At 68.7% G+C, this 26,255-nt stretch carries 30 protein-coding genes and 1 tRNA gene; 13 read left to right on the forward strand and 18 right to left on the reverse strand.

Features of this window, described 5'->3' with window-relative positions:
* Position 1: 1 nt before the first annotated feature.
* The 7 genes from Q0863_RS13745 (at position 2) to Q0863_RS13775 (ending at position 6,698) form a co-directional block, all read left to right on the forward strand.
* Positions 2–595 carry a type II secretion system protein gene (locus Q0863_RS13745; protein ID WP_298579456.1) on the forward strand — a complete coding sequence of 198 codons (594 nt, stop codon included), beginning with the start codon at positions 2–4 and terminating at the stop codon, positions 593–595.
* A gap of 73 nt (positions 596–668) precedes the next feature.
* A complete protein-coding gene (locus Q0863_RS13750) occupies positions 669–1,682 on the forward strand; it encodes a type II secretion system protein GspK (RefSeq protein WP_298579459.1) in 1,014 nt (337 codons plus the stop codon).
* Between the two features lie 49 nt (positions 1,683–1,731).
* Entirely contained in the window at positions 1,732–2,724 is a 993-nt protein-coding gene (locus Q0863_RS13755) for a hypothetical protein (RefSeq protein ID WP_298579462.1), read from the forward strand.
* On the forward strand, positions 2,721–3,320 hold the full coding sequence (locus Q0863_RS13760; RefSeq protein ID WP_298579465.1) for a hypothetical protein: 600 nt from the start codon (positions 2,721–2,723) through the stop codon (positions 3,318–3,320). Before Q0863_RS13755 ends, Q0863_RS13760 begins: the two co-directional genes overlap by 4 nt.
* 41 nt (positions 3,321–3,361) lie before the next feature.
* Positions 3,362–3,838 carry a hypothetical protein gene (locus tag Q0863_RS13765; RefSeq protein ID WP_298579467.1) on the forward strand — a complete coding sequence of 159 codons (477 nt, stop codon included), beginning with the start codon at positions 3,362–3,364 and terminating at the stop codon, positions 3,836–3,838.
* Positions 3,839–3,878: 40 nt separating this feature from the next.
* The gene (locus Q0863_RS13770) at positions 3,879–6,092 is read left to right on the forward strand and encodes a secretin N-terminal domain-containing protein (RefSeq protein ID WP_298579470.1); all 2,214 of its coding nucleotides are present in this window, start codon (positions 3,879–3,881) and stop codon (positions 6,090–6,092) included.
* 18 nt (positions 6,093–6,110) lie between these two features.
* Positions 6,111–6,698 carry a hypothetical protein gene (locus tag Q0863_RS13775; RefSeq protein ID WP_298579473.1) on the forward strand — a complete coding sequence of 196 codons (588 nt, stop codon included), beginning with the start codon at positions 6,111–6,113 and terminating at the stop codon, positions 6,696–6,698.
* A gap of 112 nt (positions 6,699–6,810) precedes the next feature.
* Here the strand turns inward: Q0863_RS13775 and Q0863_RS13780 are convergent, their stop codons facing one another.
* The 5 genes from Q0863_RS13780 to Q0863_RS13800 all read right to left on the reverse strand — a co-directional run bounded on the left by Q0863_RS13780 (position 6,811) and on the right by Q0863_RS13800 (position 11,290).
* The gene (locus Q0863_RS13780; RefSeq protein ID WP_298579476.1) at positions 6,811–7,989 is read right to left on the reverse strand and encodes a cystathionine gamma-synthase; all 1,179 of its coding nucleotides are present in this window, start codon (positions 7,987–7,989) and stop codon (positions 6,811–6,813) included.
* Positions 7,990–8,197: 208 nt separating this feature from the next.
* Positions 8,198–9,574: a pyridoxal-phosphate dependent enzyme gene (locus Q0863_RS13785; RefSeq protein WP_298579479.1), complete on the reverse strand. Its 1,377-nt coding sequence runs from the start codon at positions 9,572–9,574 to the stop codon at positions 8,198–8,200.
* 133 nt (positions 9,575–9,707) lie between these two features.
* Positions 9,708–9,926: a YdcH family protein gene (locus Q0863_RS13790; protein WP_298579779.1), complete on the reverse strand. Its 219-nt coding sequence runs from the start codon at positions 9,924–9,926 to the stop codon at positions 9,708–9,710.
* 387 nt (positions 9,927–10,313) lie between these two features.
* Positions 10,314–10,907, reverse strand: coding sequence for a hypothetical protein (locus Q0863_RS13795; RefSeq protein ID WP_298579482.1), 594 nt, complete (start codon positions 10,905–10,907; stop codon positions 10,314–10,316).
* Complete coding sequence (locus tag Q0863_RS13800) at positions 10,904–11,290, reverse strand: DUF4398 domain-containing protein (RefSeq protein ID WP_298579485.1); 387 nt, start codon at positions 11,288–11,290, stop codon at positions 10,904–10,906. Before Q0863_RS13800 ends, Q0863_RS13795 begins: the two co-directional genes overlap by 4 nt.
* A gap of 91 nt (positions 11,291–11,381) precedes the next feature.
* Between Q0863_RS13800 and Q0863_RS13805 the strand changes: the two genes are divergently transcribed.
* Positions 11,382–12,488, forward strand: a complete 1,107-nt coding sequence (locus Q0863_RS13805; protein WP_298579488.1) for a PilT/PilU family type 4a pilus ATPase — start codon at positions 11,382–11,384, stop codon at positions 12,486–12,488.
* A gap of 64 nt (positions 12,489–12,552) precedes the next feature.
* Here the strand turns inward: Q0863_RS13805 and maiA are convergent, their stop codons facing one another.
* From maiA to rplM, 6 genes are all read right to left on the reverse strand, one after another.
* Positions 12,553–13,218 (reverse strand): maleylacetoacetate isomerase, encoded by a 666-nt coding sequence (gene maiA, locus Q0863_RS13810; RefSeq protein WP_298579491.1) that lies wholly within the window; start codon positions 13,216–13,218, stop codon positions 12,553–12,555.
* A 209-nt stretch (positions 13,219–13,427) separates the two neighbouring features.
* Positions 13,428–14,417, reverse strand: coding sequence for a fumarylacetoacetate hydrolase family protein (locus Q0863_RS13815; protein WP_298579494.1), 990 nt, complete (start codon positions 14,415–14,417; stop codon positions 13,428–13,430).
* Positions 14,418–14,627: 210 nt separating this feature from the next.
* Positions 14,628–15,371, reverse strand: coding sequence for a 2OG-Fe dioxygenase family protein (locus Q0863_RS13820; protein WP_298579496.1), 744 nt, complete (start codon positions 15,369–15,371; stop codon positions 14,628–14,630).
* Between the two features lie 182 nt (positions 15,372–15,553).
* Positions 15,554–15,628 (reverse strand) — tRNA-Gln (locus Q0863_RS13825).
* Between the two features lie 48 nt (positions 15,629–15,676).
* Complete coding sequence (rpsI, locus tag Q0863_RS13830) at positions 15,677–16,069, reverse strand: 30S ribosomal protein S9 (protein ID WP_298579499.1); 393 nt, start codon at positions 16,067–16,069, stop codon at positions 15,677–15,679.
* A 3-nt stretch (positions 16,070–16,072) separates the two neighbouring features.
* On the reverse strand, positions 16,073–16,501 hold the full coding sequence (gene rplM, locus Q0863_RS13835; RefSeq protein ID WP_298579503.1) for a 50S ribosomal protein L13: 429 nt from the start codon (positions 16,499–16,501) through the stop codon (positions 16,073–16,075).
* Between the two features lie 203 nt (positions 16,502–16,704).
* Here rplM and coq7 point away from each other — a divergent pair, with 203 nt between their 5' ends.
* The gene (gene coq7, locus Q0863_RS13840; protein ID WP_298579505.1) at positions 16,705–17,400 is read left to right on the forward strand and encodes a 2-polyprenyl-3-methyl-6-methoxy-1,4-benzoquinone monooxygenase; all 696 of its coding nucleotides are present in this window, start codon (positions 16,705–16,707) and stop codon (positions 17,398–17,400) included.
* Positions 17,401–17,589: 189 nt separating this feature from the next.
* On the opposite strand, the gene speD is transcribed toward coq7, so the two are convergent.
* A complete protein-coding gene (speD, locus tag Q0863_RS13845) occupies positions 17,590–18,384 on the reverse strand; it encodes an adenosylmethionine decarboxylase (protein WP_298579508.1) in 795 nt (264 codons plus the stop codon).
* A gap of 182 nt (positions 18,385–18,566) precedes the next feature.
* On the opposite strand from speD, the gene crp reads away from it, so the two are divergent.
* Together crp and Q0863_RS13855 are read left to right on the forward strand one after the other, a co-directional pair.
* Positions 18,567–19,202, forward strand: coding sequence for a cAMP-activated global transcriptional regulator CRP (gene crp / locus Q0863_RS13850; protein ID WP_298579782.1), 636 nt, complete (start codon positions 18,567–18,569; stop codon positions 19,200–19,202).
* Positions 19,199–19,672, forward strand: a complete 474-nt coding sequence (locus tag Q0863_RS13855; RefSeq protein WP_298579511.1) for a GNAT family N-acetyltransferase — start codon at positions 19,199–19,201, stop codon at positions 19,670–19,672. Before crp ends, Q0863_RS13855 begins: the two co-directional genes overlap by 4 nt.
* A gap of 54 nt (positions 19,673–19,726) precedes the next feature.
* Here Q0863_RS13855 and Q0863_RS13860 read toward each other — a convergent pair whose 3' ends face one another.
* From Q0863_RS13860 to Q0863_RS13880, 5 genes are all read right to left on the reverse strand, one after another.
* Positions 19,727–20,449: a haloacid dehalogenase-like hydrolase gene (locus tag Q0863_RS13860; RefSeq protein WP_298579514.1), complete on the reverse strand. Its 723-nt coding sequence runs from the start codon at positions 20,447–20,449 to the stop codon at positions 19,727–19,729.
* Positions 20,446–21,264, reverse strand: coding sequence for an indole-3-glycerol phosphate synthase TrpC (trpC, locus tag Q0863_RS13865; RefSeq protein ID WP_298579785.1), 819 nt, complete (start codon positions 21,262–21,264; stop codon positions 20,446–20,448). The genes Q0863_RS13860 and trpC overlap by 4 nt, the downstream gene beginning before the upstream one ends.
* 122 nt (positions 21,265–21,386) lie before the next feature.
* On the reverse strand, positions 21,387–21,746 hold the full coding sequence (locus Q0863_RS13870; protein WP_298579517.1) for an antibiotic biosynthesis monooxygenase: 360 nt from the start codon (positions 21,744–21,746) through the stop codon (positions 21,387–21,389).
* Between the two features lie 43 nt (positions 21,747–21,789).
* Complete coding sequence (trpD, locus tag Q0863_RS13875) at positions 21,790–22,833, reverse strand: anthranilate phosphoribosyltransferase (RefSeq protein WP_298579520.1); 1,044 nt, start codon at positions 22,831–22,833, stop codon at positions 21,790–21,792.
* Positions 22,834–22,984: 151 nt separating this feature from the next.
* On the reverse strand, positions 22,985–23,563 hold the full coding sequence (locus tag Q0863_RS13880) for an aminodeoxychorismate/anthranilate synthase component II (protein WP_298579522.1): 579 nt from the start codon (positions 23,561–23,563) through the stop codon (positions 22,985–22,987).
* Between the two features lie 137 nt (positions 23,564–23,700).
* Between Q0863_RS13880 and Q0863_RS13885 the strand changes: the two genes are divergently transcribed.
* The gene (locus Q0863_RS13885) at positions 23,701–23,958 is read left to right on the forward strand and encodes a DUF2249 domain-containing protein (protein WP_298579524.1); all 258 of its coding nucleotides are present in this window, start codon (positions 23,701–23,703) and stop codon (positions 23,956–23,958) included.
* A gap of 3 nt (positions 23,959–23,961) precedes the next feature.
* On the forward strand, positions 23,962–24,594 hold the full coding sequence (locus Q0863_RS13890; RefSeq protein ID WP_298579526.1) for a hypothetical protein: 633 nt from the start codon (positions 23,962–23,964) through the stop codon (positions 24,592–24,594).
* 80 nt (positions 24,595–24,674) lie between these two features.
* Here Q0863_RS13890 and trpE read toward each other — a convergent pair whose 3' ends face one another.
* Positions 24,675–26,150, reverse strand: coding sequence for an anthranilate synthase component I (trpE, locus tag Q0863_RS13895; RefSeq protein ID WP_298579529.1), 1,476 nt, complete (start codon positions 26,148–26,150; stop codon positions 24,675–24,677).
* Positions 26,151–26,255 lie beyond the last annotated feature (105 nt).

Below are 26,255 nucleotides of genomic sequence, written 5' to 3' on the forward strand. Positions count from 1 at the left end.
CATGCGGCGCACGCTCCCGTACGGCTTCACCGTGGTGGAAATGCTGGTGGTGCTGATCATCATCAGCATGGCACTGACGCTCGGGTTCCAGTCTCTCGGCCAGTGGCAGATTGCCCACGCCACGCTGGAGCGCATGTCGGCCAACACACGCGCGCGCGCCCTGACCACCACGTGGTGGGCGGACTCGATGCGCGGCCTGACTCCGGTGGACGAACGCCCATTCCGCGGCGATGCCGAAAGCCTGGATGGCCTGACCCTTGCGCCGGTGTTCGGCCAGTCCGGTGCGATGACCGGTGTCCGCTGGTCGATCGCGGACGATCCGGACCGGGGCCTGGTCCTGGAGCTGGAAGAAAATGGCCAGACCTGGCAGTTCCCGCTGGACGACAGCCAGGAGGCCCGGTTCCGTTACCTGTCGGTCGATGGCAAGGTCTCGGACGCCTGGCCTTCGGAAGGACTCGGGCTGGAGGGAACCAACCTGCCCGCCTACGTCGAGCTCCTGGTCCGCGACACCTCCGGCCGCGAGGATGCATGGACGGCGCACGTGATCGGACCGCTGGAACAGCCCTACAAACCCATGTACTTCGATGACGAGTAGCGCGCCCCGCCCTCCAAGACGAGGCGTCGGCCGGCCCGGGCGATGGGCGGCGCAATCGGGATTTGCGCTGATCATGGTGCTGATCCTGGTGGTCGTGCTGACCCTGCTCGCGGGCATGGTCGCCCTGTCGAGCGACCGTGCGTTGACCGAGGCGCAGGCCGAACGCGATGCGTTCGAGGGCGAACTCGACATGCTCTCGACCCGTGACACTCTCCTGTTCATGCTGTCGACCCAACGCCAGACGGTAGGCGGCCTGACGGTCGAGGAGTACACCGCGCCACCGCGCGTGTCGACCGACGACGTCGGCTTCGAAGCCGTCATGCCCATCGGCACGGAAATCCGCCTCGATGGCCGCGTCTACGGGGGCCTGGGCAATGCGCGCTTCTCGTTCCAGGAGGACCGCGGGCTGGTCAGCGTCGCCTGGCCCGGCCCATTGCTTGCCGCGTACCTGGAATCGCTGGGCGCCTCGCCTGAACGCCACGCTGGCTACTTCGACAAACTGACCGACTACCAGGATCCGGACGACCTGCGGCATCTGGACGGCGCCGAACGGGACCACTACGAGCGTGCCGGCATGCCGGAACCCAGCAACCAGCCCCTTGCGACTCCGCTGGAACTGCGCAACGTCTTGGGCTGGAACGAACTGCTGGCATCCCAGCAAGACTCGGATCTGTTGCGAAAACTGACGATCAGCAGGGGCGGTGCGTTCAACATCAACACCGCGCCGGCCGAGGTGCTGGCGCTGATCCCGGGCATGGACATGGCCAACGCGCAGCGGATGGTGGACGTACGCAACCAGACCCCGTTCACATCGATCTACGCGGCCCAATCGGCATTCCCGCTGAACGCACTGGGAGACGAGGGGTTGAACCTGTTTGCAAACCGATCCGGGAATCTTATGCTATGGGATCGCCGATCCGGCCCGAGGCGACTCGTGCACTGGACGCTCTCCTCCGCGCCCACCGGTCTTCCTCCTTGGCGAATCGACTACGAAATCCGACTTGCGCGAGATGAAGACCCCGATCAGGCAGTGGTCACGACGCCTGCTACTCCGCTTTTCGCCTCGGCGAGTCCGCCTGGGTCTTGAGGGCCCTACGCCCATTCCGGGCGGTGAAGCGAAGCAGCTGCAGGTGCTAGTGGGCCGCGAACTGTGTCTGTTCCTGTCGGTGGATGCCACGAGGGTCCCGGCCAAGCAGCGCGCCAGCTTCATTGCACTTGCGGTGAGACGAGCGGCCCCATTCCCTGATCCGGCGCACGAAGCCGCCTGGTCCGGTGCACATGCCGGGGTCTGGTACTGGTCGCGCAGCCGGGTGGCCGAACTGCTTGGCCCCCAGCCGTTGCGGGTGGCGCGAGTGGTGCCGGAAGCCCAGTACTGCGGTGAACCCATGGCCGAAGGCGCCCAACTGCTCGCGTTGGCACGGGGCTTTGAGGGTCGTGCATGGAAGGATGCGGGGCTTGTGGCCGACCGGTGGTGGGCTGTTCCGCCGTCGGGGGAGGACTGGGCGGCGTTCCTGCGGGGGGCGGGGCTGCGGGTGATGGAACTGCCCGATGCAGTCGAGGCTCCCATCGGCCAGACTCCGTGGGCGCAACAACGTCAGGGAACCCGCCTCGCCCTTGACGATGCCGGAACCTGGCTCCGTCGCGGCGCCGTGGCTGCTGGCGCCATTGCCTGCCTGGCCATCGGTTTTGAGTCGGGGGCGGGACTTCGCGGCCTGACCGATGTGCGCGCGTCGGAACGGGCCCGGCAACAACTCGATGCACCACTGACCCGCATCCTCGAAGCACGTGCCGATGCGGAACGTGGAGTGGAGGACCTGCAGCAGATGATGGCCCTTCGTGCGCCGCGGGGCCAGATGGCGATGCTGGCGGAGATCCGTCGCATCATGCCGTCCCAGGACTGGCGGATCGTGCAGTGGCAGCAGACCGCCGTCGACCGGCTGGAGGTGATCTTCGCAGTGGAGAGCGTGGATGCGACGGCGCTTGTCTCGGCCTGGGAAACCTCGCCGATGTTCACCAACGTGAGCTCCAGCGTCGAGGAAGCAGCGAAGCGTGTGACCATCCGTGCGACGGTCGTCGGTACCGTTCCGCCTGCCGGGATGGCCCCCGATAACGCCGGAGCACTTCAATGAAGGGCCAGTTGCAGTCGCTGTCCCAGCAACTGGCAGGCAATCGCCGCTTGCAGATCGGGCTGGCCCTCGTCGCGGCTCTGCTTTTCGGCTTTCTGTTGCAGTCGCTTCACGACTGGCGGACCACCCAACAGAAGAACGCGATTGCCGCGGAGATCGACCTGCGCCAGACACGGGGCCTGCGCGGCCAGGACGTCTGGCTGCGCCGGGCCGAACAGGTGCAGACCGCGCAGAGGGCGCTGCTTGGTGAGATCCCGATTGTGGCCACGCCGGGGCTGGCGCAGGCGACAATGCAGAACTGGCTGCGCAGCGTGGCGAACAGCATCCGTACGGCCAGTCCGATGACGATCGAAGTCGGGGAACCGGTCGAGATGGAGCAGCATCCCGGGGTCTACCGCGCGCGCGCAACCGTGCGCGCCGAGCTGACGCCGCGTCAGGCCTTCGACTTCATGGGCACGGTGGAAGCCGCTCCCAATCTGGCCATCGTGGAAACCGCCCAGGTTCGCGCCGGCCAAGGTCGGGTGACCATGACGATCGCGGGGTACTATCGGACCGGCACGGACGAAGCAGCCGGCCCCGATGCTGAGGTCGCACCGTGAAGCGGTTGAACACATGGTGGGCCTGGTGCCTGGGGGCGCTGATGACCGGTCTTGCCATAGGCTGGGCCAGCCCACCGCCGCCGCTGCCCAAGCAGGCGCCTGCCACGGACGACTGGACGCTGCCCGAGGATCCAGTCCCGAGCCGCGCGCTGGCTGCCGAGACACGCAATGCTCTGCAGGCCGTCCGCTGGGATGGCGAGGAGTCCGGTACAGGTGCGGAAGGCCCCTGGCGTCTGGCGGGTGTCGCCACAGGTCCCGTGGCCCTGATCGAGATGCTCACTGAGCGCAAGATCATGCGATTGGAGCGCGGCGCGACGCTCGGAGACGCGACGCTCCTGCAAATCGGCCACGACCGGATCCGTATTGAACGTGGCGGTTGCGAACTTGTCTACCAGCTCTACCGGTCCGAACCGGTCAGCGCCGAAGGAGACAACTGCCCCGAGCCGCAAGCGGCTGAAGATGCAGCCGCAGCGAAACCCTCGGCGCGGAATACAAGAACTCGGGCCAGGCGCCGGTGAAAACCCGGGCCTCCCCGCGTAACCAGCAAGGAAACGATTGATGAGATTGCGGCTATATACCCCTTGCCTGATGGCTCTGTCGGCCATGCTGCTGGCGGGCTGCGCCTCCATCGCGCGATATCCCAAGGAGAGCCTGCCCCCGCTCGGCATCCCGCCTGTCCCCGACCGGGACGACTCGGCGCTGCTCGAGGTGCAACAGCGGGCGGAAAGGCGTACCGAGTTGCGGGAGCTGCCAACGCCGAGAATCGGCGCCACCGGGACCGCCGTCGCGGGTTTGCGGGCCGATTCGGATCTGCCTCCCCTGCCCAACCGCGGCCCGTTCGTGATCAACATCGAGGGCGTGCCGCTCGCAACCTTCGCCAACGAAGTGTTCGGCAACATGCTCGGTCTGACCACCAAGATCGACCCGGAGGTGACCGCGCTGGAGGAGCTGGTCACGGTGAACACCGCGGAGCGCCTGGACGCGGCGGAAATGTTCCTGGTCGCACGCCAGGTCCTGTCGGACTATGGCGTGGCGGTTCGCCAGGAAGGTCGGGTGACGCGGATCAGCGTCGCTGCGTCCAATACGGCGGTGATGCCGCCGCTCATCATCAGTGGGCGTGCGCTGCCCGAGGTCCCGGTCACCCATCGGCCGGTCTTCCAGCTCGTAGAAATGGACGTGGTGACCACGAACGACGCTCAGCGCTGGTTGTCCACCATCTACGGTTCGGAGATCCAGATCACAGAGATGCCGGCCCGCAACGCATTGTTGCTGAGTGGCAAGCCGAACATGGTGCAGCAAGCACTGTCCGCACTTTCGGTATTCGACCGGCCCACCATGCGCGGCCGCGTGAGCGCCCGGCTAGAACCCGCCTTCCTGCCTCCGGAACAGCTTGTCCAGCGCCTTTCCGACGTGCTCAACGTGCAGGGTTACTCCACCGCGCGGGCTCCCAACGCGCCGGGAAGCGTGGTCATGCTGCCGGTCCAGGCAGCCAATTCCGTACTGCTGTTCGCCACCAGCCAGGAGGTCATGGATTACGCCATCGCCTGGGCACGGGAACTCGACAAGGCCAGTCCGACGGCCGGTGACCAGTCTCTGTTCTATTACCAGGTCCGCAACACGAAAGCCGCCGACATCGCGGCCATTCTCAACGGCAGCAGCATCACCGAAGATCGCGAAGAGGAGGCGGCGACAACAGCTGCCGCACCGGGGGCCGCCCCTGCGGCGCCCGCACCCACCCGGCGCCCTGCGGCACGTTCGTCCCGGGCTGGCCCGCTGATCGTCGATGAGCCGCGCAATGCGTTGATCTACCAAGGCGACCCCGCGCAGTGGGAACGCATGCAGTTGCTGATCCGACAGATCGACCGTGCACCGCGCCAGGTGATGATCGAGGTCACGATTGCCGAAGTCACTCTGGGCAATGAGCGGTCGCTGGGCGTGAGCTGGTTCGCCAAGAGTGGATTCGGCCGCTTCAACGGTCGCCTCTCCTCCGGGCAACTTCCTACCTCCGGCGGGGGAGATGACGATGACGATGACAGCGGTGGTGGCAGCAGCGGGTTGACGTATCTGCTCGATGTGGCCGGCGTGAATCGTGCTGCCCTCAACGCCTTTGCCAATGACAGCCGTGTGACCGTCCTGTCGCGCCCGCACCTGATCGTCAAGAGCGGCAGCGAAGCGAACATCGACGTGGGTACCGAAGTACCGACCGTGACCATGCAGACGACGTCCAACCAGCAGACGGATGGCAACACCAATCTTCTGCAGTCCATCCAGTACCGGAAAACCGGCATCATCACCAGGATCAAGCCTACGGTCTATTCAGACAGTCGGGTGGATCTGGAAATTTCACAGGAGGTCAGCGAGGCGTTGCCTCTGTCGGCCGGCGGGGGGATCGGCGGGTCCCCGGCAATCTTCAACCGCTCCCTGAATACGGAGGTCAGTCTGCGCGATGGCGGGTCGATCGTGATGGCTGGGCTCATCTCCGACCGGCAGACCCGCGGCAACAGCGGCGTGCCGCTGCTCAAGGACATCCCGGTGCTCGGATCCCTGTTCCGGAACACTTCGAGCGATCGTTCGCGCACCGAACTGGTCATCATGATCGTGCCATACGTCATCGAAACCGATGAACGGATCCAGGCGATCAGCAACGCGATCATGAATACGATGGGCTCCATCGAGATGCCTGCTCGCGAGCCACCTTCAGTCCAGGTACCACTCTCCGAGCCTTCACGACCCTCGCCGCAACAATTGCCGCCTCCCCCACCAGTGAACTGATTGCCCGCAGGAGTTCCTATGCGCCACTACACCCGATTCTTCGCACCCGTTCTCGCTGCCGTGATGCTTCTTGGCACCTCCTGCGCGCGCCAGGGAAGCGAGGACGACGTTGCCCATGACATGGACGAGGGCGGGACTGCGCCCGCGCTTGACGAACAGGCCGCGATCGCTGCGCAAGAAGCCGATCTGCGCAAATCTCTGCCGGCCGCGCAGATCACGCCGGTAGACATTTCCGTGACCTTGTCTCCCGCCGCCAAGGCTGCGTTTGCCTCCAATGGCGAGACAATCCAGCTTGAGGTGGTCTACGGCGGTGACCCCACGCAGGAAGGCCAATCACGCATCAACGAGCTCGGCGTGGTCGAGCTGGGCCGTGTCAGGCGCGAGGTGAAAGACGGCGAAACAGTCACTTTGTCCGAAGATGTGCTCGACAAGCAACTGCTGGATCTGACCATTGGGCAACCGCAGGTGATGGTGAATGTCACCTCGGGTCGGAAGACGTCGGCCGACAACCTGCTGGCATGCGACTTCTACTGGGAGACGTTGTCCGTCGCGGGCACCAGCGGCGTCAACATTCCCTGCAAGCTGCTCAGCGAAGTCGCGCAGTAAGCGCGTCGCAGCGGCCACCCCTCCCGCGAAGCGGCGGGGTGGCTTTCGGAGAAACCTCAGAGGAAGAAGTCTGATGCCGCCTGTCTGGACATTATGGCGACAGGACGCGGCGTCAGCGTAGAGCTTCGTCCAGATCGGCCCGCAGATCGGGCAATGCCTCCACCCCCACACTCAACCGCACCAGGTCATCCCCGATCCCCAGCCGCGCCCGCGTCTCCACCGGCACCGACGCATGCGTCATCACCGCCGGGTGGTTGACCAGGCTCTCCACCCCACCGAGCGACTCGGCCAGCGTGAACAGCTGCGTGCGTTCGCAGAAGCGCTTTGCGGCCTCGAAGCCGCCCTTGACGCGGAACGAGAGCATGCCGCCGAAACCGTCCATCTGCCGTTTCGCCAGCGCATGCTGGGGATGCGAGGACAGGCCGGGATAGATCACGTCCTGCACGGCCTCATGCCCCTGCAGGAACTCGGCGATCGCCTGCGCGTTCTCGCAGTGCGCCTTCATGCGCAGGTGCAGCGTCTTGAGGCCGCGCAGGGCAAGGAAGCTGTCGAACGGCCCCTGCACCGCGCCGGCCGAGTTCTGCAGGAAGGCCATGCGTTCGGCGAGATCGGCGTTGTCGCCGACGACCACCATGCCGCCGACCATGTCCGAGTGGCCATTGAGGTACTTGGTCGCCGAATGCATCACGATGTCGGCGCCGTGTTCGAGCGGTCGCTGCAGGATCGGCGAGGCGAAGGTGTTGTCGACCACCACCAGCGCGCCGTGTCGATGGGCGATCTGCGCGATCGCCGCGATATCCACGATCTTGAGCAGCGGGTTGGTCGGGGTCTCGATCCACACCAGCTTCGTCTTCGGCGTGAGCGCGGCCTCGAAGGTCGCCGCGTCGGTCATGTCGGCGAAGCTGAAGTCCAGCCCGGCGCTGCGCCGGCGCACGCGCTCGAACAGGCGGAAGCTGCCGCCATACAGGTCGTCCATCGCCACGACGTGATCGCCGCTGTCCAGCAGTTCGAGGATCGTGGCGGTGGCCGCCATGCCCGAGGCGAAGGCGAAGCCGCGGCTGCCACCTTCCAGGCCGGCCACGCAGCGCTCGTAGGCGAAGCGCGTCGGGTTGTGGGTGCGCGAGTACTCGAAGCCCTGGTGCACGCCCGGGCTGGACTGGGCGTAGGTCGAGGTGGCGTAGATCGGCGGCATCACCGCCCCGGTGGACGGGTCCGGCGCCTGGCCGGCGTGGATGGCCTTCGTGCCCAGCCCCCAGCCGGCTGCGTCGACCGCCTTGTTGGGGTCTGTCATCCTGTTTTCCATCACGAATCGAGCCGGCGATTCTAGCATCGGCCGGTGGGTCGGTCCGGGCGCCCCTGCCTCCGTTCAGCTGCGCGCCAAGGCCGCGGAACCTGGGTGCGGGGCGCTCACCGTTGGATGCCGGGCGCCCTCACGAGGACAGACAATCCGTCCAGCCCGCACGGGACCGCCCGCCCGGTCACGGACGGCCGGTTGCCGACTACTGTACCCGCCGGCGCAGCCAGTTCAGCAGGTCGATCCGGGTGATCAGGCCCAGGAAGCGGTCGCCGTCGACGACGATCGCGACATGGCCGCGGTCGAACACCGGCAGCAGTGACTCGACCGGCGACTTGACGTCCAGGATGTCGAGCTTGCGCACCATCGCGGTGGACACCGGGTCGCGGAACTTCGCCTCGTCGCCATAGACGTGCAGCAGCACGTCGCTCTCGTCGAGGATGCCGACGATGCTGTCGCCATCCATCACCGGCAGCTGGGAAATCTCGTACAGCTTCATGCGCTGGTACGCGGTCACCAGCAGGTCGCCCGGCGCCAGCACCACGGTGTCGCGCTGGGAGTACGGGCGCAGGATCAGGTCGCGCAGGTCGCCGTGCTGCTCGCGCTCCAGGAAGCCGTTGTCGAGCATCCAGTAGTCGTTGTAGAGCTTGCTCAGGTACTTGTTGCCGGTGTCGCAGACGAACACCAGCACCTTCTTCGGCGTGGTCTGTTCGCGGCACCAGCGCAGCGCCGCGGCCAGCAGGGTGCCGGTGGACGAGCCGCCGAAGATGCCTTCCTTCTGCAGCAGCTCGCGCGCGGCCAGGAAGCTCTCCTTGTCGGAGATGGCGTAGGCCTTCTTCACGCGCGAGAAGTCCGAGATCGACGGCAGGAAGTCCTCGCCGATGCCCTCGACCATCCAGCTGCCCGACTTCTCGCTGAGCGTGCCCTCGTTGATGTACTCGGCCAGGATCGAACCGACCGGGTCGGCCAGCACCAGTTCCACATGAGGGGCGCGCTCGGCGAAGCAGCGCGACAGGCCGGTCATGGTGCCCGAGCTTCCGCAGCCGAACACGATCGCGTCCAGCCCGCCTACCGCCTCCATCTGCCGCAGGATCTCCGGGCCGGTGCCGTGCTCGTGCGCGGCCGGGTTGTCGGGGTTGCCGAACTGGTTGATGAAGTAGGCGCCGGGTGTTTCGGCCGCGATGCGGGCTGCCAGGTCCTGGTAGTACTCCGGATGGCCCTTGGCCACGTCCGAGCGGGTCAGCACCACCTCGGCGCCCATCGCCTTGAGGTTGAAGATCTTCTCCCGGCTCATCTTGTCCGGGACCACCAGCACCAGGCGGTAGCCCTTCTGCTGGGCCACCAGGGCCAGGCCGATGCCGGTGTTGCCGGCGGTGCCCTCGACCAGGGTGGCGCCGGGCTGGAGCTCGCCGCGGGCCTCGGCCGCCTCGATCATCTTCAGGCCGATCCGGTCCTTGATCGACCCGCCGGGGTTCTGGCTCTCGAGCTTGAAGTAGAGCTCGCACACGCCGGCATCCAGGCGCTGGGCCTTGACGATCGGAGTGTCGGCGATGAGTTCGAGTACGGAGGAATGGATCGTCATGCGGATCGCTGCGCCCGGGAAAGCAGGGATTATCGCACCGGTCGCGGCCTCCGCCGCGGGACGGCGGATGGACAGCTCACGGGCGGCGGCGACCGACGAGGATGGCCGCCGCCGCCCGTGACTTCCAAGAGGTTCAGTGTTGCAACACGTCGTAGAGACGGGTCAGGCGGTCCTTCGCGGCGAGTTTCTCGCGCTTCATCAGCGAAAGGGTGGTTTCATCGATCGGGAGCACGCCGAGTTCGGCATCGAGCACTTTCTTGTCCAGCTCCTTGTGGCGCTGGTAGAGCTGCTTGAACTCGGGATGGCCCTTGATCAGCTTGTCGAGTTCCGCCTGGGGTTGCCCTTCGAACATGGAAATCCTCCTGCGCAAATACGGACGCCCCGGCCGGTCGGGGCACGGGGCGTCGTCGGGGGTGCAGACCGGACGCGGGGCGGATCGCGCCGCCACGGCCCACCGGCGGCCTGTCTTGCCGGGGGCGGGCACCTGGTTCGGGATCGGCTCGGTCATCGGTCTGGCTCGGTCACCAGGCGGCCGGGAAAAGTGGCCGCCTGGGTATCCGACCCTACTCCTCCCCACAGGGGGCGACAAGGGTCCCCGGGGCACCTGCCGCAGGCGCCCGTCACGAAACCGGTCGGCGCTGCCGGAACGGTTCAGCAAGGTCATGGAAACGGCCGGCCATACATCAGGCAGGACGAAGCAAGCCATTGATCCGCCACAAAAATCCGGCGGACTCCGGTCTCAGGGAGTCTCGTCCGTGGCTTCCAGGCTGCGCATCAGCTCTTCTTCCTGGCGCTTGAGCTCCGCGGCCCGCTGCCGGGACGCGCGCAGGCGTGCGGCTTCGCGCGAGGACACGCCTTGGAGCACGGTTTCGGCCTCCTGCCGCGCCAGCGATTCGGCTTCGGCCGCCTCGCGCAGGCGGGCCGCTTCCTCGGCCTGGATCTGGGTCTGGATACGCAGCCGTTCGGCTTCCTGGCGCGCGCGGGCGGCCTCGCGGCGACTGGCCTCGAGCAACAGGTCCGAGCGCTCGCGTTCGAGCCGGTCGATCTCGCGGCGGGCCAGTTCGGCCTGCACCGCGACCTCAGCGGTTTCGACCCGCCACTGCGCTACTTCCAGGGCGGCCGGACGCGCCCGACTGCGCGCGGTGGCCAGGGCCTGCACGGCCTGACGCGCCTGCAGCCGCTCGAGCGAGGCCAGCGCATTGGTGGACGGATCTGCCTCGATGGCGACCAGGCGTCCGTTCAGCGCGGCGGCCTCGGGATCTTCGGCCGCGTGGACCAGCGGCAGCGCGAGCAGCAGCGACAGGCACACGGCATTGCGCAGGGGGATCTTCATGGCGCCTCCTCCATTCCAAGGCGCTGGCGCAGGCCGGCCACCTCGGCGCGACGCTGCTCGAGTTCGGCGCGGACGGCCGCTTCGCGGCTGCGCGCGGTCGCGAGGTCGGCCAGCGCCGCCGAACGCAGCGCCAGCTCGCGTGCCTCGCCTTCGCGCCGGTCGGCCATCGCGGCCTGGGCCTGGGTCAGCAGGCTGCCCGCGCGCGCGAGTTCGTCGGTCGCGTACTGTTCGGCATGGGCATCGGACGCGCGCGACACCGCCTGCCGCGCGGCAGCCAGTTCGCTCGTGGGCGGAGGCGTCGTGGCGCAAGCCGTGAGCGCCAGCACGCATCCGCACACCAGTGCCTGCAGCGTGGTCCTGAAGTATGCGAAGCTTGTCGCCATTGGGGGGCCGTGCCGTTTGCGGGTGCGCGGCCATTGTCGACAGCCTTCGCCCGATGCGCAACGGTCGGGGCGGGCCATTGGGGATCTGTACATGGACATCGGCTATTTCCTGAAGCTGATGGCGGAGAAGAACGCGTCGGACATGTTCCTGACGACCGGCGCGCCTGTGTACATCAAGGTCGAGGGCAAGCTCTATCCGCTGGGCAACACCGGCCTGCCGCCGGGCATGGTCAAGAAGATCGCGTACTCGCTGATGGACGAGGGCCAGGTGCCGCAGTTCGAGCGCGACCTCGAGCTCAACATGGCGATCTCGCTGCAGGACTCCGGGCGCTTCCGCGTCAACGTGTTCAAGCAGCGCGGCGAGGTGGGCATGGTGATCCGTGCGATCCGCAGCGCTATCCCGACCATCGAGGAACTGCAGCTGCCGCAGGTGCTCAAGGACATCATCATGGCCCCGCGCGGGCTGGTGCTGATCGTCGGCTCCACCGGTTCGGGCAAGTCGACCTCGCTGGCCTCGATGATCGACTACCGCAACAGCACCACCTCGGGCCACATCCTCACCATCGAGGATCCGATCGAGTACCTGCACAAGCACAAGAAGTCGATCGTCAACCAGCGCGAGGTCGGCCTGGATACCCACGCCTTCCACAACGCGCTCAAGAACGCGATGCGCGAGGCGCCGGACGTCATCCTGATCGGCGAGATCCTCGATGCCACCACGATGGAGGCGGCGATCGCCTTCGCCGAGACGGGCCACCTGTGCCTGGCCACGCTGCACTCCAACAACGCCGACCAGACCATCGAGCGCATCCTCAACTTCTTCCCCGAGGCCGCGCACAAGAACGTGCTGATGAACCTGGCGCTGAACCTGCGCGCCGTCGTCTCGCAGCGGCTGGTGGTGGGGGTCGACGGGCGTCGCCTGCCTGCGACCGAGGTGCTGATCAACACGCCGATGATCCGCGACCTGCTGCGGCGCGGGCAGGTGCACGAGATCAAGCAGGCGATGGAGGAATCGCTCGAGGACGGCATCGAGAGCTTCGACCAGTGCCTGTTCCGCCTCTACAAGGAAGGCCGGATCGAGCGCGAAACCGCGCTGCGCGCGGCCGACTCGCGCGAAGGGCTGGACCTCAAGTTCCGCCTGTCCGAAGGCGGCAGCGGCGAGCACGACCCCTACGCCGACGTGTTCGGCACGGGCTGATGGCCCTGCCGCGGTTGGCTTGGCGCCACCGCGGCCAGCATGAAGGCGGTCCGAAGGCCCGGCGTCAGGCCTGGAGCGGCGCGTCGGGCTGCCGGTCGGGCGCGGCGTCGCGGAACGCCGGCAGTTCCAGGCAGGCCTGCTCGACGGCGACGATGGTCGGGTAGCGCGCCATGTCCACGCCGAACCGGCGCGCGTTGTAGACCTGCGGCACCAGGCAGCAGTCGGCGATGGTCGGCGCGAAGCCGTCGCAGAACGTCCCGGTCGCCGGATGGCCTTCGAGCAGCGTCTCGAACGCATCGAAGCCTTCCATGATCCAGTGCCGGGTCCAGGCATCGCGCTCGGCCTGCGGCACGTTCCACTCGCGCTCCAGGTAGCGCATCACCCGCAGGTTGTTGAGCGGATGGATGTCGGTGGCCACCAGCTGCGCCAGCGTCCGCACCCGCTGCCGCTCGCGCGAGGTGCTGGGCAGCAGCTGCGGTTCCGGCCACACCTCGTCGATGTACTCCAGGATCGCCAGCGACTGGCGGAACACGCGCTGGCCGTGCTGCAGCACCGGGACGAGCTTCTGCGGATTGGTCGCCGCGAACGCGGGCGCCAGCTGCTCGCCGCCGTCGCGCAGCAGGTGCACCGGCACGGTCTCGTAGGCAAGGCCCTTGAGGTTGAGGCCGATGCGCACGCGATAGGCGGCGCTCGAGCGCCAGTAGGAATACAGCCGCAGTTCTTCGCTCACCCCGCACGCCCCCTGTCGCTGTTCACGATGCACGCATCCCCACGTGCCGGAGCGGTGCGGGAATGCACGCGCGCCGCGATGGCCGCGGCGCGCATCGCGCCATCGGCCCTGCCTGTCCATGCCATGGTGACGCCATGCCGGGCCGGCCCGCCATCGTGGGCCAGCGCGCATGATGCATGCTCGCCACCCGTCGCGTCAGCCCCCGCCCGTCAGGACGCGGAGTAGCGCTCGATGCGCTGCTCGATCGCACCGAAGATGCTGCGCCCGTCGCGATCGAGCATCTCGATGCGCACGCTGTCGCCGAAGGACAGGAACGGGGTGACCGGCTTGCCCGTCTCGAGCGCTTCGACGGTGCGTTTTTCCGCGAAGCACGATGCGCCAAGCGAGGTGTCCTGGTTGGCGATGGTCCCGGAACCAACGAGAGTTCCAGCGGAAAGCGGACGCGTCCTGGCCGCGTGGGCCACCAGTTGGGCGAAATCGAACTGCATGTCCACGCCCGCTTCGGGCGCCCCGAACCATTCGCCGTTGACGTGGGTGACCAGCGGCAGGTGCAGCTTGCAGCCCCGCCAGGCCTCGCCCAGCTCGTCCGGGGTGACGAACACCGGAGACAGCGCCGAGCGGGGCTTGGACTGCAGGAAGCCGAAACCCTTGGCCAGTTCGGCCGGGATCAGGTTGCGCAGGCTGACGTCGTTGACCAGGCCGACGAGCTGGATGTGCGCGGCCGCCTGCTCGGGCGTGGCCGCCATCGGCACGTCGCCCGTGACCACCACGACCTCGGCTTCCAGGTCGATGCCGTAGTCCTCGCTGACCACCCTCACCGGATCGCGCGGTCCGAGGAAGCCGGCGCTGGTCGCCTGGTACATCAGCGGGTCGGTGTAGAAGCTCTCCGGCACCTCGGCGCCGCGGGCGCGACGCACGCGCTCGACGTGCGGCAGGTAGGCGCTGCCATCGACGAATTCGTAGGCGCGCGGCAGCGGCGCGGCCAGTGCGTTGGCCTCCAGGTCGAACACGCCGTCGGCATCGCCGCTTTCCAGCGACTGGGCCAGGGCGTTGAGCCGCGGCGCGGCGTTGTCCCAGTCTTCCAGCGCGCGCTGCAGGGTCGGCGCAATGCCGGCGGCGCGGACCGCGCGGGTCAGGTCGCGCGAGACGACCACGAGGGTGCCGTCGCGGCCGCCTTCCTTCAGTGAACCGAGTTTCATGCCTGCTCCGGAACGGATTCGTGATTTCAATTGTAACCAGCGGCCCGCGGATCGAGGTTCGCGGTGGTGGCGCCTGGCCCGGATTCGCCTTGGATCTTCCATCGGCGAGCGCGAGCGTTGCGTGGACGGCTGGATCGAAACTGGCGGCGCGTCATCTTCGCCGCGGGGCAGGACCCTGGAATCGCGGGCTGCCGCCCCCGCCCACTGCCCTCAGTCGTCGCCCTGGAAGCTGCCGGCGCGGAAGGTCAGCACCAGGGTGTCGCGATGGCCCGGCGCGTCGTCCGAGGCCGGCTGGATCGGGGTGGACTCGTGGATCACCCGGGCGTCGTCCAGGAACAGCAGCGACCAGGGCTCGAGCAGGGTGAACCGCTGGCCGTCCGGACCTTCGGCCTGGAACACCCGCGTCTCGCCACCCTTGATGGCGTGGCGGGCAACGAGGATGACGGCGACGAAATCGACGCCGTCGCGATGCGCCCCTTCCGGGGTCGGCCGGCCGATCCCGTCGGCGGTGTCGATGCGGAACTGGTGCGCTTCGACGAACCAGGGCCGCGGGTCGCGCAGCGCCGAGCACCGCTGCCCGAGGGCACGCAGCAGCGACGCCCAGACCGGCGCGGCGACGGTACCCGGCGCGATCGGTTCGAACATGCGGAGCATGCCGCCGTGCAGCGCGTTGTAGTCCAGCGACTGCCAGTGCGCGCGATGCGGAACCTGCCGCACCTGCTCCCCGTCGACCACGAAACAGGAGTGGCGACGGCTGCGATAGCGGCCGCCGTCGCGCAGGTAGGCGTCGGGCGGCAGGTCGTCCCAAGCCGCCGCGAGCGTCTCGAAATCCGCAGGTCGCGCCCGCGCCAGCGAAACCAGCCCGGCCGGAGGCAGCACGGCGAAACCGCGCGCACGCATGTCGTCCAGCACGCGGTGCATATCGGACAGGGGCGGAAGGAGCGGGGCCGTCATCGGCGGATTCTAGCGTGCGTGCAGCCGGACGACGTGGCGGGCGCAGCGCGATCGCTCGCTCTCTGCGCCCCTGCCGCGAGCGCATCGGCGAGAACTCGCTGCGCATGCACAGGGTACGCGCGCACCAGGGCCTGGCGGCGCGCAAACAAAAAGACCCGCCAAAAGGCGGGTCTTTTCGGATATGGCAGCCCCGGATGGATTCGAACCACCGAATGCCTGAGTCAGAGTCAGGTGCCTTACCGCTTGGCGACGGGGCTATGGAGCGGATTGTAGCGCCATCGCGAGGCGATGGCGCCAGCGGCGCATTAACGCTTGGAGAACTGCGTCGCGCGACGCGCCTTGTGCAGGCCGACCTTCTTGCGCTCGACCTCGCGCGCATCGCGGGTCACGAACCCGGCCTTGCGCAGCTCGGTCTTCAGCGTCTCGTCGTACTCGACCAGGGCGCGGGCGATGCCCAGGCGGATCGCACCGGCCTGGCCGGTGGTGCCGCCGCCGCTGGCGGTGACGAGGATGTCGAAGCTCTCGGTGTTCTTGGTCAGCTCCAGCGGCTGGCGCACGATCATGCGCGCGGTCTCGCGGCCGAAGAACTCGTCCAGCGGACGGCCGTTGACGGTGATGTTGCCGCTGCCCTTGCGCAGGAACACGCGGGCGGTGGAGGACTTGCGACGGCCGGTGCCGTAATTCTGGGTGGTAGCCATCGTTTAGATATCCAGGGGCTGGGGCTGCTGGGCGGCGTGCGGGTGCTCGGCACCCTTGTACACCTTGAGCTTGCGGTACATGGCGCGGCCGAGCGTGTTCTTCGGCAGCATGCCCTTGACCGCGATCTCGATCACGCGCTCGGGGTGGCGCTCCAGCGCCTGGGCCAGGGACTCGGTCTTGAGGTTGCCGATGTGGCCGGTGAAGCGGTGGTAGAGCTTGTCGGTCAGCTTCTTGCCGGTCACCGCGATCTTCTCGGCGTTGATTACCACGAGGTAATCGCCGGTATCGACGTGCGGGGTGTAGACGGGCTTGTGCTTGCCGCGGAGGCGGCGCGCGAGTTCGGAACTCAGGCGGCCCAGCGTCTTGCCGGTGGCGTCGACGAGATACCAGTCGCGCTGGACGGTCTCGGACTTGGCAGTAAAGGTCTTCATCTAAATAATGACTCCGGGCGGGTGCCTGGTCGGGCTGGTTCCGGGGGTCCGGAACTTCGCCTCGCGTTGTTGAGGTGGAACACAGAAGCGGAATTCTAGCCCGACGCCCGGCCCGGTGCAAGTCGCGGCCACTCTCGCGCTGGCGTGGGGGCCCGGCAGGCGCCAACATGGGCGCTTCCGCCCGGCCCCACCCGGAGATTGCCATGCCCGACGCCCCCGCTTCCACGCTCCCGGCCACCATTCCCGCACCGCCACGCGGCAGGCCCCGCCGGCTGAACCCGGTCGACCGCGTCCTGGTCGAGGCGCAGCGGGCGCTGGAGACCGTGCTGGGGCAGCCCGCCGCGAGCCGCGACAATCCCGCCGACGGCACGCCCGACGCCGCCCTGTCGCCCGGCGAGCGCCGCCACGCCGCCGGACTGATGCGGATCAACCACGTCGGCGAGGTCTGCGCCCAGGGTCTGTACTTCGGCCAGGCCGCCGTGGCCCGGGAAGCGGACACGCGCGCGCACCTGCTGGAGGCCGCCCAGGAGGAAACCGACCACCTGGCCTGGTGCGCCGAGCGTTTGCGCGAACTCGACAGCCGTCCGAGCCTGTTCAATCCGCTCTGGTACGGCGGCAGCTACGCCCTGGGCCTGCTGGCCGGGCTGCGCGGAGACGGCTGGAACCTCGGCTTCGTGGTGGAAACCGAGCGCCAGGTCGAGGCGCACCTGGACGAACACCTGCAGAGCCTGCCCGGCGCCGACCGGCGCAGCCGCGAGATCCTGCAGCAGATGAAACTCGACGAGGCGCGCCATGCGGTCAACGCCGAGATGGCCGGCGCGCGGATCCTGCCGCGACCGATCCCGGGCCTGATGGCGGCCGCCTCCAGGTTGATGAAGACCGTGGCCTACCGGCTGTAGGCACGCCAGCGGCAGCGCCGTCGGGCGGGCCCCGCAACGCGAAAGGCCCCGCGATGCGGGGCCTTGGAACCGGGGTCAGAGTCGACTTTTCGCCCCCAGCGGCAGGATCAGGCCAGACGTTTCGCGGAGGCGAAAAGTCGACTCTGACCCCTGCCACGCGACCCCTGCCACGCGGCGGTCGCGGGACCTTCAGTCGATCAGGTTGCGCCCGTGGTAGAGCTCTTCGATCTCGCGCTTGAGCCGCGCCTCGATCTTCATGCGCTCCTTGAACGACAGGTTGCGCGCCTTTTCCTCGAACAGGTACTGGTCCAGGTCGAAGTCCTTCAGGTGCATCTTGGTGTGGAAGATGTTCTCCTGGTAGACGTTGACGTCCAGCATCTCGTAGCGCGACCTGATGTTCTTGGCCAGGTAGTCCTGGATCGAGTTGATCTTGTGGTCGATGAAGTGCTTCTTGCCCTTGATGTCGCGGGTGAAGCCGCGCACGCGGTAGTCCATTACCACGATGTCGGACTCGAGGCTCTCGATCAGGTAGTTCAACGCCTTCAGCGGCGAGATCACGCCGCAAGTCGACACGTCGATGTCGGCGCGGAAGGTCGCGATGCCGTTGTCCGGATGGGTCTCCGGATAGGTGTGGACTGTGATGTGCGACTTGTCGAGGTGCGCGACCACGGCGTCGGAGATCACGTCCCGGCCGGCATCCTTCTTGTCGATCACCGGCTCCTCGGAAATGAGGATGGTCACCGAGGCGCCCTGCGGATCGTAGTCCTGGCGCGCGATGTTGAGGATGTTCGCGCCGATGATCTCGGCCACGTCGGTCAGGATCTGGGTCAGCCGGTCGGCGTCGTACTGCTCGTCGATGTACTCGATGTACCGGCGTCGCTCATCCTCGGACGCCGCGTAGCAGACGTCGTAGATGTTGAAGGACAGCGATTTGGTGAGGTTGTTGAAGCCCTGGAGCTTCAGGCGAGGCAGCGGCTTGACCACGTGGGACGGTCCCCGGTCGGGCGGACGAAGGGCAGAATTATGGGGCAAAGCGGGTGACCGTGGGGGCAAGGCGTTTGCTCGCGGGGCAAGGACGGCCTAATCTCGGCGCTTCCCCCGTTCCCCCCTGCATGAAACCAAGCCCTGTGGCCCTGATCAGCAGCTATCGCCGCCCGTCCCATCCGATGGCACCGTCCCCCGCGGCCATCGAACGTTTCCTCGCCCATTGCCACCGTCGGCGCTATCCGCCGCGCACGGAGGTGTTCCGCCCCGGCGATCCCGCCGGCACCCTGTATTACGTGATCAGCGGTTCGGTCAGCATCATCACCGAGGAGGACGACGGCCGCGAACTGGTGCTCGGCTACTTCGGGCCCGGCGAATTCGTCGGCGAGATGGGGCTGTTCATCGAGAGCGAGGTGCGCGAGGTGATCCTGCGCACGCGCGTGCCGACCGAACTGGCCGAGATCAGCTACGAGCGGCTCTACCAGCTGTTCGACGGCACCCTGACCAACGATGCGACCTCCATCGTGTACGCGATCGGTGCGCAGCTGTCGCGTCGGCTGCTCGACACCAGCCGCAAGGCCGGCCGCCTGGCCTTCCTGGACGTCACCGACCGCATCATTCGCACCCTGCACGACCTGACCCGGGAGCCTGAGGCGATGAGCCACCCCGAAGGCACCCAGTTGCGCGTGTCGCGGCAGGAGCTGGCACGGCTGGTGGGCTGCTCGCGCGAGATGGCCGGGCGGGTGCTGAAGAAGCTGCAGGCCGACGGCCAGCTGCACGCCCGCGGCAAGACCATCGTGCTCTACGGGACCCGATGAGCGGCGGCCCGTTCGCGCAGGGCGGCGACCTGCCGGAAGCCGACCTGCGCAGCGCGGGCCTGCTCGACGCCGACGACGTCGCCGCCCTGCTCTGCGAGCTGGGCTATCCCTGCGACGTGGAGGACGCGGCGCGCCGGATCCGCGCGATCCTGGACAACGACCGCCAGGCGCTCGTGGTGGCGCGGGTGGATGGCGCCGTGGCCGGGCTGGTGGCGCTGGATTTCATGTACTACCTGCCGCTGGACACCACCACCTGCCGCATCACGGCGCTGGTGGTGAGCGCATCGGCGCGCGGCCAGGGCCTCGGCCGGCAGCTGCTGCGCGAGGCCGAGCGGCGCGCCCGCCGCGGCGGTGCCGCGCGTCTCGAGCTGTCCAGCGGCTCCCAGCGTACCGACGCGCACGCGTTCTACCGGGCCTGCGGCTACAGCGACGGGACGGTCCGCTTCATCAAGCGCCTGGGCGACGCCTGACACGCGCCGGCCGCAGGCCGCCGCCGGCGGCCCGGCGGTCCGGCGGTCCGGCGGTCAGGCCGGGACGGTCACCGGCTCGCCGCCGCGGTCGCGGCAACCCCAGTTGAGGATCGGCGTGCCCGGCGCCAGCATGCGCTGGAACATCGCCTCGCTGCCGCGCTTGGGATTGACCACCACCGGCGACTTCGCCGCCACCAGCAGCGGCAGGTCGGCGCTGGAATCGGAGTAGGCGATGTCGATCTCGCCGAGGCCGCGCTCGCGCAGCATGCGCATCTTCTCCTCGGCGTGGCAGTGGCGCACCGCGACGATCGCGCCCAGCCGCGGGCCGACCAGGGTGCCGATCACCGGCACCGCCTCGTGCGCCACGAACGCCAGGATCGCGCGCGCCAGCTCCGGCGGCGCGCCGGTAGCGATCACCACGCGGTCGCCGGCGTCGCGGTGCCGGTGCAGCACGGCCAGCGCCACCGGCAGCAGCCGCGCGCGGATCTGCGCCTCGTGCCCTGCCACGTAGCGGTCGATGGCCGCATCCAGCGTGCGCGGCCCGGACATGCCCACCGTGCCGATCCACACGAAGCCCGAGATGCCGTAGCGGCGCGTGGGCAGGAACGCGACCATCGGCCCGAACACCGGCGCGGCCAGCAGCGCCAGCGCGGTGCGCCACCAGCTGCGCCGGATCAGCCAGGCGAACAGGTGGCTGCCCGAATCGCCGTCGTAGAGGGTGTGGTCGAAATCGAACACCACCAGCGGCGGCTGGCGCGGGGCCTCGTCCGCGCTCATGCCGGGAAGAACAGCCGGCGCAACGCGGCGCCCGGATCGGGTTCGCGCATGAACGCCTCGCCGACCAGGAAGGCGTGGATGCCGGCCGCCCGCATGCGCTCGACGTCGGCTGCGGCGTGGATGCCGCTTTCGGTCACCAGGCGGCGGTCGCGCGGCACCGCGCCCTGCAGCGACAGCGTGGTATCGAGCGAGACCTCGAAGCTACGCAGGCTGCGGTTGTTGATGCCCAGCAGCGGCGCGGGCACCTGGATGGCGCGCTCGAGTTCGTCGATGTCGTGCACTTCCACCAGCACGTCCAGTCCCAGTTCCATCGCGGTGCCGGACAGTTCGGCCAGCTGCCCGTCCGACAGCGCGGCGACGATCAGCAGGATGCAGTCGGCGCCCAGCGCGCGCGCCTCATGCACCTGCCACGGATCGATGGTGAAATCCTTGCGCAGCACCGGCAGCGTGCAGGCCGCGCGGGCCTCCTGCAGGTAGGCGTCGGCGCCCTGGAAGAAGTCCATGTCGGTGAGCACCGACAGGCAGGCGGCGCCGCCGTCCTGGTAGCTGCGCGCGATCTGCGCGGGATGGAAATCGGGGCGGATCACGCCCTTCGACGGACTGGCCTTCTTGATCTCGGCGATGACGGCCGCGGCGCCGCCGGCGATCTTCGCCTCGATCGCAGCGGCGAAGCCGCGCGTGGGCGGCATGTCGGCGGCCAGCGCGCGCATCTGCGCCAGCGGGCGGTCGGCGGCGCGCGCGGCGACCTCCTCGGCCTTGCGCGCCAGGATCTTCTGCAGGATGTCGCCGCTGCGCGGCAGCGCGGGGCGCAACAGGTGGTTCAAGGCGGTGTGTCCTCTTCGATTGCCGGGCGCCAACCGGCACTGCGCCGGCCCCGCAAGGCGATGTGCATGATCGCACCGTTGCGCACGGCGCCGGAAGCCACGCGGGGTTTGTCTCAGCCGCCCGGCACGGCGGCGGCCTTGCGATCCCAGCCGTAGGCGCGCTCGACGCGGGCCACGCGCAACTCGAAATGCCGGTACCACTCGGCGCGGCCGCGCTCGCGCGCCGCGGTGTGCTCGGCATGCTGGCGCCAGGCGCGGATCGCCTCCTCGCTGTCCCAGTACGCCACGGTGATGCCGAATCCGTCCGCGCCGCGCACGGATTCGACGCCGAGGAAACCGGGCTGCTGATGCGCCAGCTCGACCATGCGATCGGCCGTGGCGCCATAGCCGTTGTCGATGTCGGTGCGCTGGGCGCTGAAGATCACCGCGTAGTACGGCGGCGGCGGCAGTCGGGCGAACGTGGCCGGATGCATTTTCGGACTCCTGGACAGGGGCGGCGACAGGACCAGCGACGGATCAGCCCCCGTCCGCGGCGGCCAGCCGCCGGGTGGCCGCGACGAATTCCTCCAGCTTGCGCAACGCCGCGCCCGAGGCCACCGCCGCCCGCGCCATCGCGATGCCGTCGCCGATCGAACCGGCGACGCCGGCCACGTACAGCGCCGCGCCGGCATTGAGTGCCACGATCTCGAGCGGCAGGCCGGCCTCGCCGCGCAGCGCGCCCAGCAGCATCGCCTTCGATTCGGTCGCATCGGCCACGCGCAGGTTGCGGCTGGCGGCCATGCCGATGCCGAAATCCTCGGGGTGGATCTCGTACTCGCGCACCACGCCGTCGCGCAGCTCGCCCACCAGCGTGGCCGCGCCCAGCGAGATCTCGTCCATGCCGTCGCGACCCCAGACGACCAGCGCGCGCTCGGTACCCAGCTCCTGCAGCACGCGCACCTGGATGCCGACCAGGTCGGGGTGGAACACGCCCATCAGCACGCTGGGCGCGCCGGCCGGATTGGTCAGCGGCCCGAGGATGTTGAAGATCGTGCGCACGCCCATCTCGCGGCGCACCGGCGCCACCGCCTTCATCGCCGGATGGTGGATCGGCGCGAACATGAAACCGGCGCCGACCTCCTCGATGCAGCGCGATACCTGCGCCGGCTGCAGCTCGATCGCCGCGCCCAGCGCCTCGAGCGCGTCGGCGCTGCCCGACTTCGACGACACGCTGCGGTTGCCGTGCTTGGCCACGCGCGCGCCTGCGGCGGCGGCCACGAACATGCTGGCGGTGGAGATGTTGAAGGTGTGGGAGCCGTCGCCCCCGGTGCCGACGATGTCGACCAGGCGCGAACGATCCTGCACCTCGACCGCGCGCGAGAGTTCCCGCATCACCCTGGCCGCGGCCGCGATCTCGTCGACGGTCTCCTTCTTGACCCGCAGGCCGGTGAGGATCGCCGCGGTCATCACCGGCGAGACGTCGCCGCGCATGATCTGTCGCATCAGGTCGATCATCTCGTCATGGAAGATCTCGCGATGCTCGATCGTGCGCTGCAGGGCTTCCTGGGGGGTGATGGTCATGGGCTGGGCTGATCCGTGGTTCGTGTGGTTCGTGGCGCGTGTTCGGGATTCGTGTGGCTGCCTGTCGCGTGGTGGACCGCCGGTCCGCCCATCGGACGGGATCGCCTCGCGTCGCCGGAAGGACCCGCCTTCCGGAAGCGGCCGGTGGGGTTCAGCGCTCCAGGAAGTTCTTCAGCAGCGCATGTCCGTGTTCGGTCAGGATCGACTCGGGATGGAACTGCACGCCTTCCACCGGGTGTTCGCGATGGCGCAGCCCCATGATCTCCTCGACCGACCCGTCGTCGTGCTCGGTCCACGCCGTGACTTCCAGCGACGCCGGCAGCGAGTCGCGCTCGACGACCAGCGAGTGGTAGCGCGTGGCCTCGTAGCCGTCGGGCAGGTTGGCGAACACGCCCTGGCCCGCATGGCGGATCGGCGAGGTCTTGCCGTGCATGATCCGGCCCGCGCGCACGACCCTGCCGCCATAGGCCTGGCCGATGCTCTGGTGGCCCAGGCACACGCCCAGGATCGGCACCCGCGCACCCAGCGCCTCGATCACGCCCACCGACACGCCCGCCTCGTTGGGCGTGCACGGTCCGGGCGAGATCACGATGCGCTCGGGCGCGAGCTGCCCGATCTGCGCGACCGTCAGCTCGTCGTTGCGCACCACCTTCACCTCCGCCCCCAGCGCCTGCAGGTACTGCACGAGGTTCCAGGTGAAGCTGTCGTAGTTGTCGATCATCAGCAGCATGCCGGGCCCTCCGCGGCACTCGGACGCCCGGCCTGCGGGCACGTGCCGGGCTGCGATCCGGCGATGCCCTGACCTGGATCAGGGATTGCGGCCGGCGCGCGGCGCAGGCTGGCGTCCCCTTCCACAGGACCATCGCCATGACCGACGCTTCCGGTTCCGCCGAGTACACCGCCCACCCCTTCGACGCCCGCGGCATCGCCCGGCGCTTCCGCCATTCGGCGATCTTCGGCGCGCTGGACGCGCTGCAGCCGGGCGAGGCGATGCGCTTCGTGAACGACCACGACCCGCTGCCGCTGCTGGGCCAGCTGGTCGACCGCTTCGGCGATCGCGTCGAGATCGCCTACCGCCAGCGCGAGCCCGGCGCCATCGTGATCGACTTCATCGTCCGGGCCTGAGCCATGGGCTTTCCCGCGTTCTTCGAGCAGGCGCCGGTGCTGCGCCTGCACGACGGCCTGGCCGAACTGCTGGGCGCGCCGTCGGACGGGGTGATCGAGTACCGCTACGCCGATGCCGTGCGCCTGGCAGGCCACTCCTGCCCGACCGTGGCCGGCGCATGGCTGTGCGCCCGTGCCGGGCTGCGGGCGCTCTATGGCGAAGCGTTGCCCGAACGCGGGCACGTCGCGGTCAGCCTGCCCGAAACCGAGGACGCGGGCGTCTCGGGCGTGATCGGGCAGGTCCTGACCCTGGTCACCGGCGCGGCAGGCGCCGGCGGCTTCAAGGGCCTGGCGGGCCACCACGTGCGGGCCGGGCTGCTGCGCTACGGCGAAGCCGGCATCGACGCGCTGCGCCTGCGCAGGCGCGACAGCGGCCAGGTGGTGGAGGTGACGCTGGACACCTCTCCCGTGCCGGTCGAGCCCGACCAGCGCAACCTGTTCGCCCTGGTGGTGCACGGCCAGGCCGAAGCCGCGCAGCAGCGACGGCTGGCCGACGCCTGGCAGGCGCGCGTACGCCGCCTGCTGCTCGAGCACGCGGACGACCCGGCGGTGGTCCAGGTCCGTTGCATCGCGCCGGCTACGGCCCTGCGCAGCTGAGCCGCCCGCCGGGACCAGCGCAGCCACGCCCGTGGCCGCCGCTGCACGCTTCATTGCATACATGCCCCCGACACTCCTTCTCACAGTCCCCGCGCCGCCTGCGCCACCGCGCGGAACAGCGCGCGGCCCTTGTTCATGGTTTCGTCCCATTCCTTCTGCGGGTCGGAATCAAACACGATGCCGGCGCCTGCCTGCACGTGCAGGCGGCCGTCCTGGATCACCGCGGTGCGGATGGCGATGGCGGTGTCGGCATCGCCGTGCCAGCCGATGTAGCCGATCGCCCCGGCATACACATTGCGCTTGACCGGCTCGAGCTCGCGGATGATCTCCAGCGCGCGCACCTTGGGCGCGCCGCTGACGGTGCCGGCCGGGAAGGTGGCGCGCAGCACGTCGGCATAGCTCAGCCCCGGCTTCAGTCGGCCGGTCACCTCGCTGACGATGTGCATCACGTGGCTGTAGCGCTCGATCACGAAGCGCTCGCCGACCTCCACGCTGCCCGCCTCGGACACGTGGCCGACGTCGTTGCGGCCCAGGTCGATCAGCATCAGGTGCTCGGCGCGCTCCTTGGGATCGGCCAGCAGTTCGGCCTCCAGCGCCAGGTCCTCCTCGTGCGTGGCGCCGCGCGGACGCGTGCCGGCGATCGGTCGCACGGTCACCTCGCCGCCCTGCAGCCGCACCAGGATCTCCGGCGAGGAACCGACCACCTGGGTGCCACCGACGTCGAGGAAGTACATGTACGGCGAGGGATTCATCGCCCGCAGCGCGCGGTACACGTCCACCGGGCGCGCGTTGAACGGCACGCTCATGCGCTGCGACAGCACGACCTGGAAGGCATCGCCCGCGGCGATGTAGTCCTTGGCCCGGGCCACCGCGTCGAGGAAGCCCTCGCGGGTGAAGCCCGATTCGAAGTGGGCCTCGTCCACGGCTTCCGGACGCAGCGTCTCGGGATAGCCCGCGCCGCCGTGGCGCAGCCGGTGCGCGAGCGCGTCCAGGCGCCGGTTGGCGCGCGCGAACGCCTGCGCCTCGCGCGGGTCGGCGTGGACGACCAGGTACAGCCGGCCCTTGAGGTTGTCGAACACCGCCACTTCCTCGCTGAGCATCAGCAGGATGTCGGGCGTGTCGAGCTCGTCGGGATTGGCGTTGGCGCGCAGGCGCGGCTCGATGTACTCGATGCACTCGAACCCGAACCAGCCGACCAGGCCGCCGCTGAAGCCCGGCAGCCCGGGCAGCCGCGGCACCGAGTGCTCCGCGCGCAGGCGTTCGACCTCGGCGAACGGATCGGCCACCTCGCGCGTTTCCACCGGCTCGCCGAGTTCGCTGACGGTCAGCGTGTGCCCGCGGAAGGCGAATACGCGCCTGGCCGGCAGGCCGATGATCGAATAGCGGCCGAAGCGCTCGCCGCCCTCGACCGATTCGAACAGGTAGGTGTGCGGGCCGTCGGCCAGCTTCAGGTAGACCGACAGCGGCGTGTCGAGGTCGGACAGGACCTCGCGCACGACGGGAATACGGGTATGGCCTTCAGCGGCGGATCGCTGGAATTCTTCTTGCGGGGACACGCGGCATTTCCTCGGGATGCGGACGGGCGGTGGCGACGGCGGCAGGCCACCATCGCCAGCCTTCGCCGGCAGCAAGGAAATGCGGGAATGCGGTCGCGCCCATGG

The sequence above is a fragment of the uncultured Luteimonas sp. genome, from assembly GCF_947492465.1.
GTDB lineage: Bacteria > Pseudomonadota > Gammaproteobacteria > Xanthomonadales > Xanthomonadaceae > Luteimonas.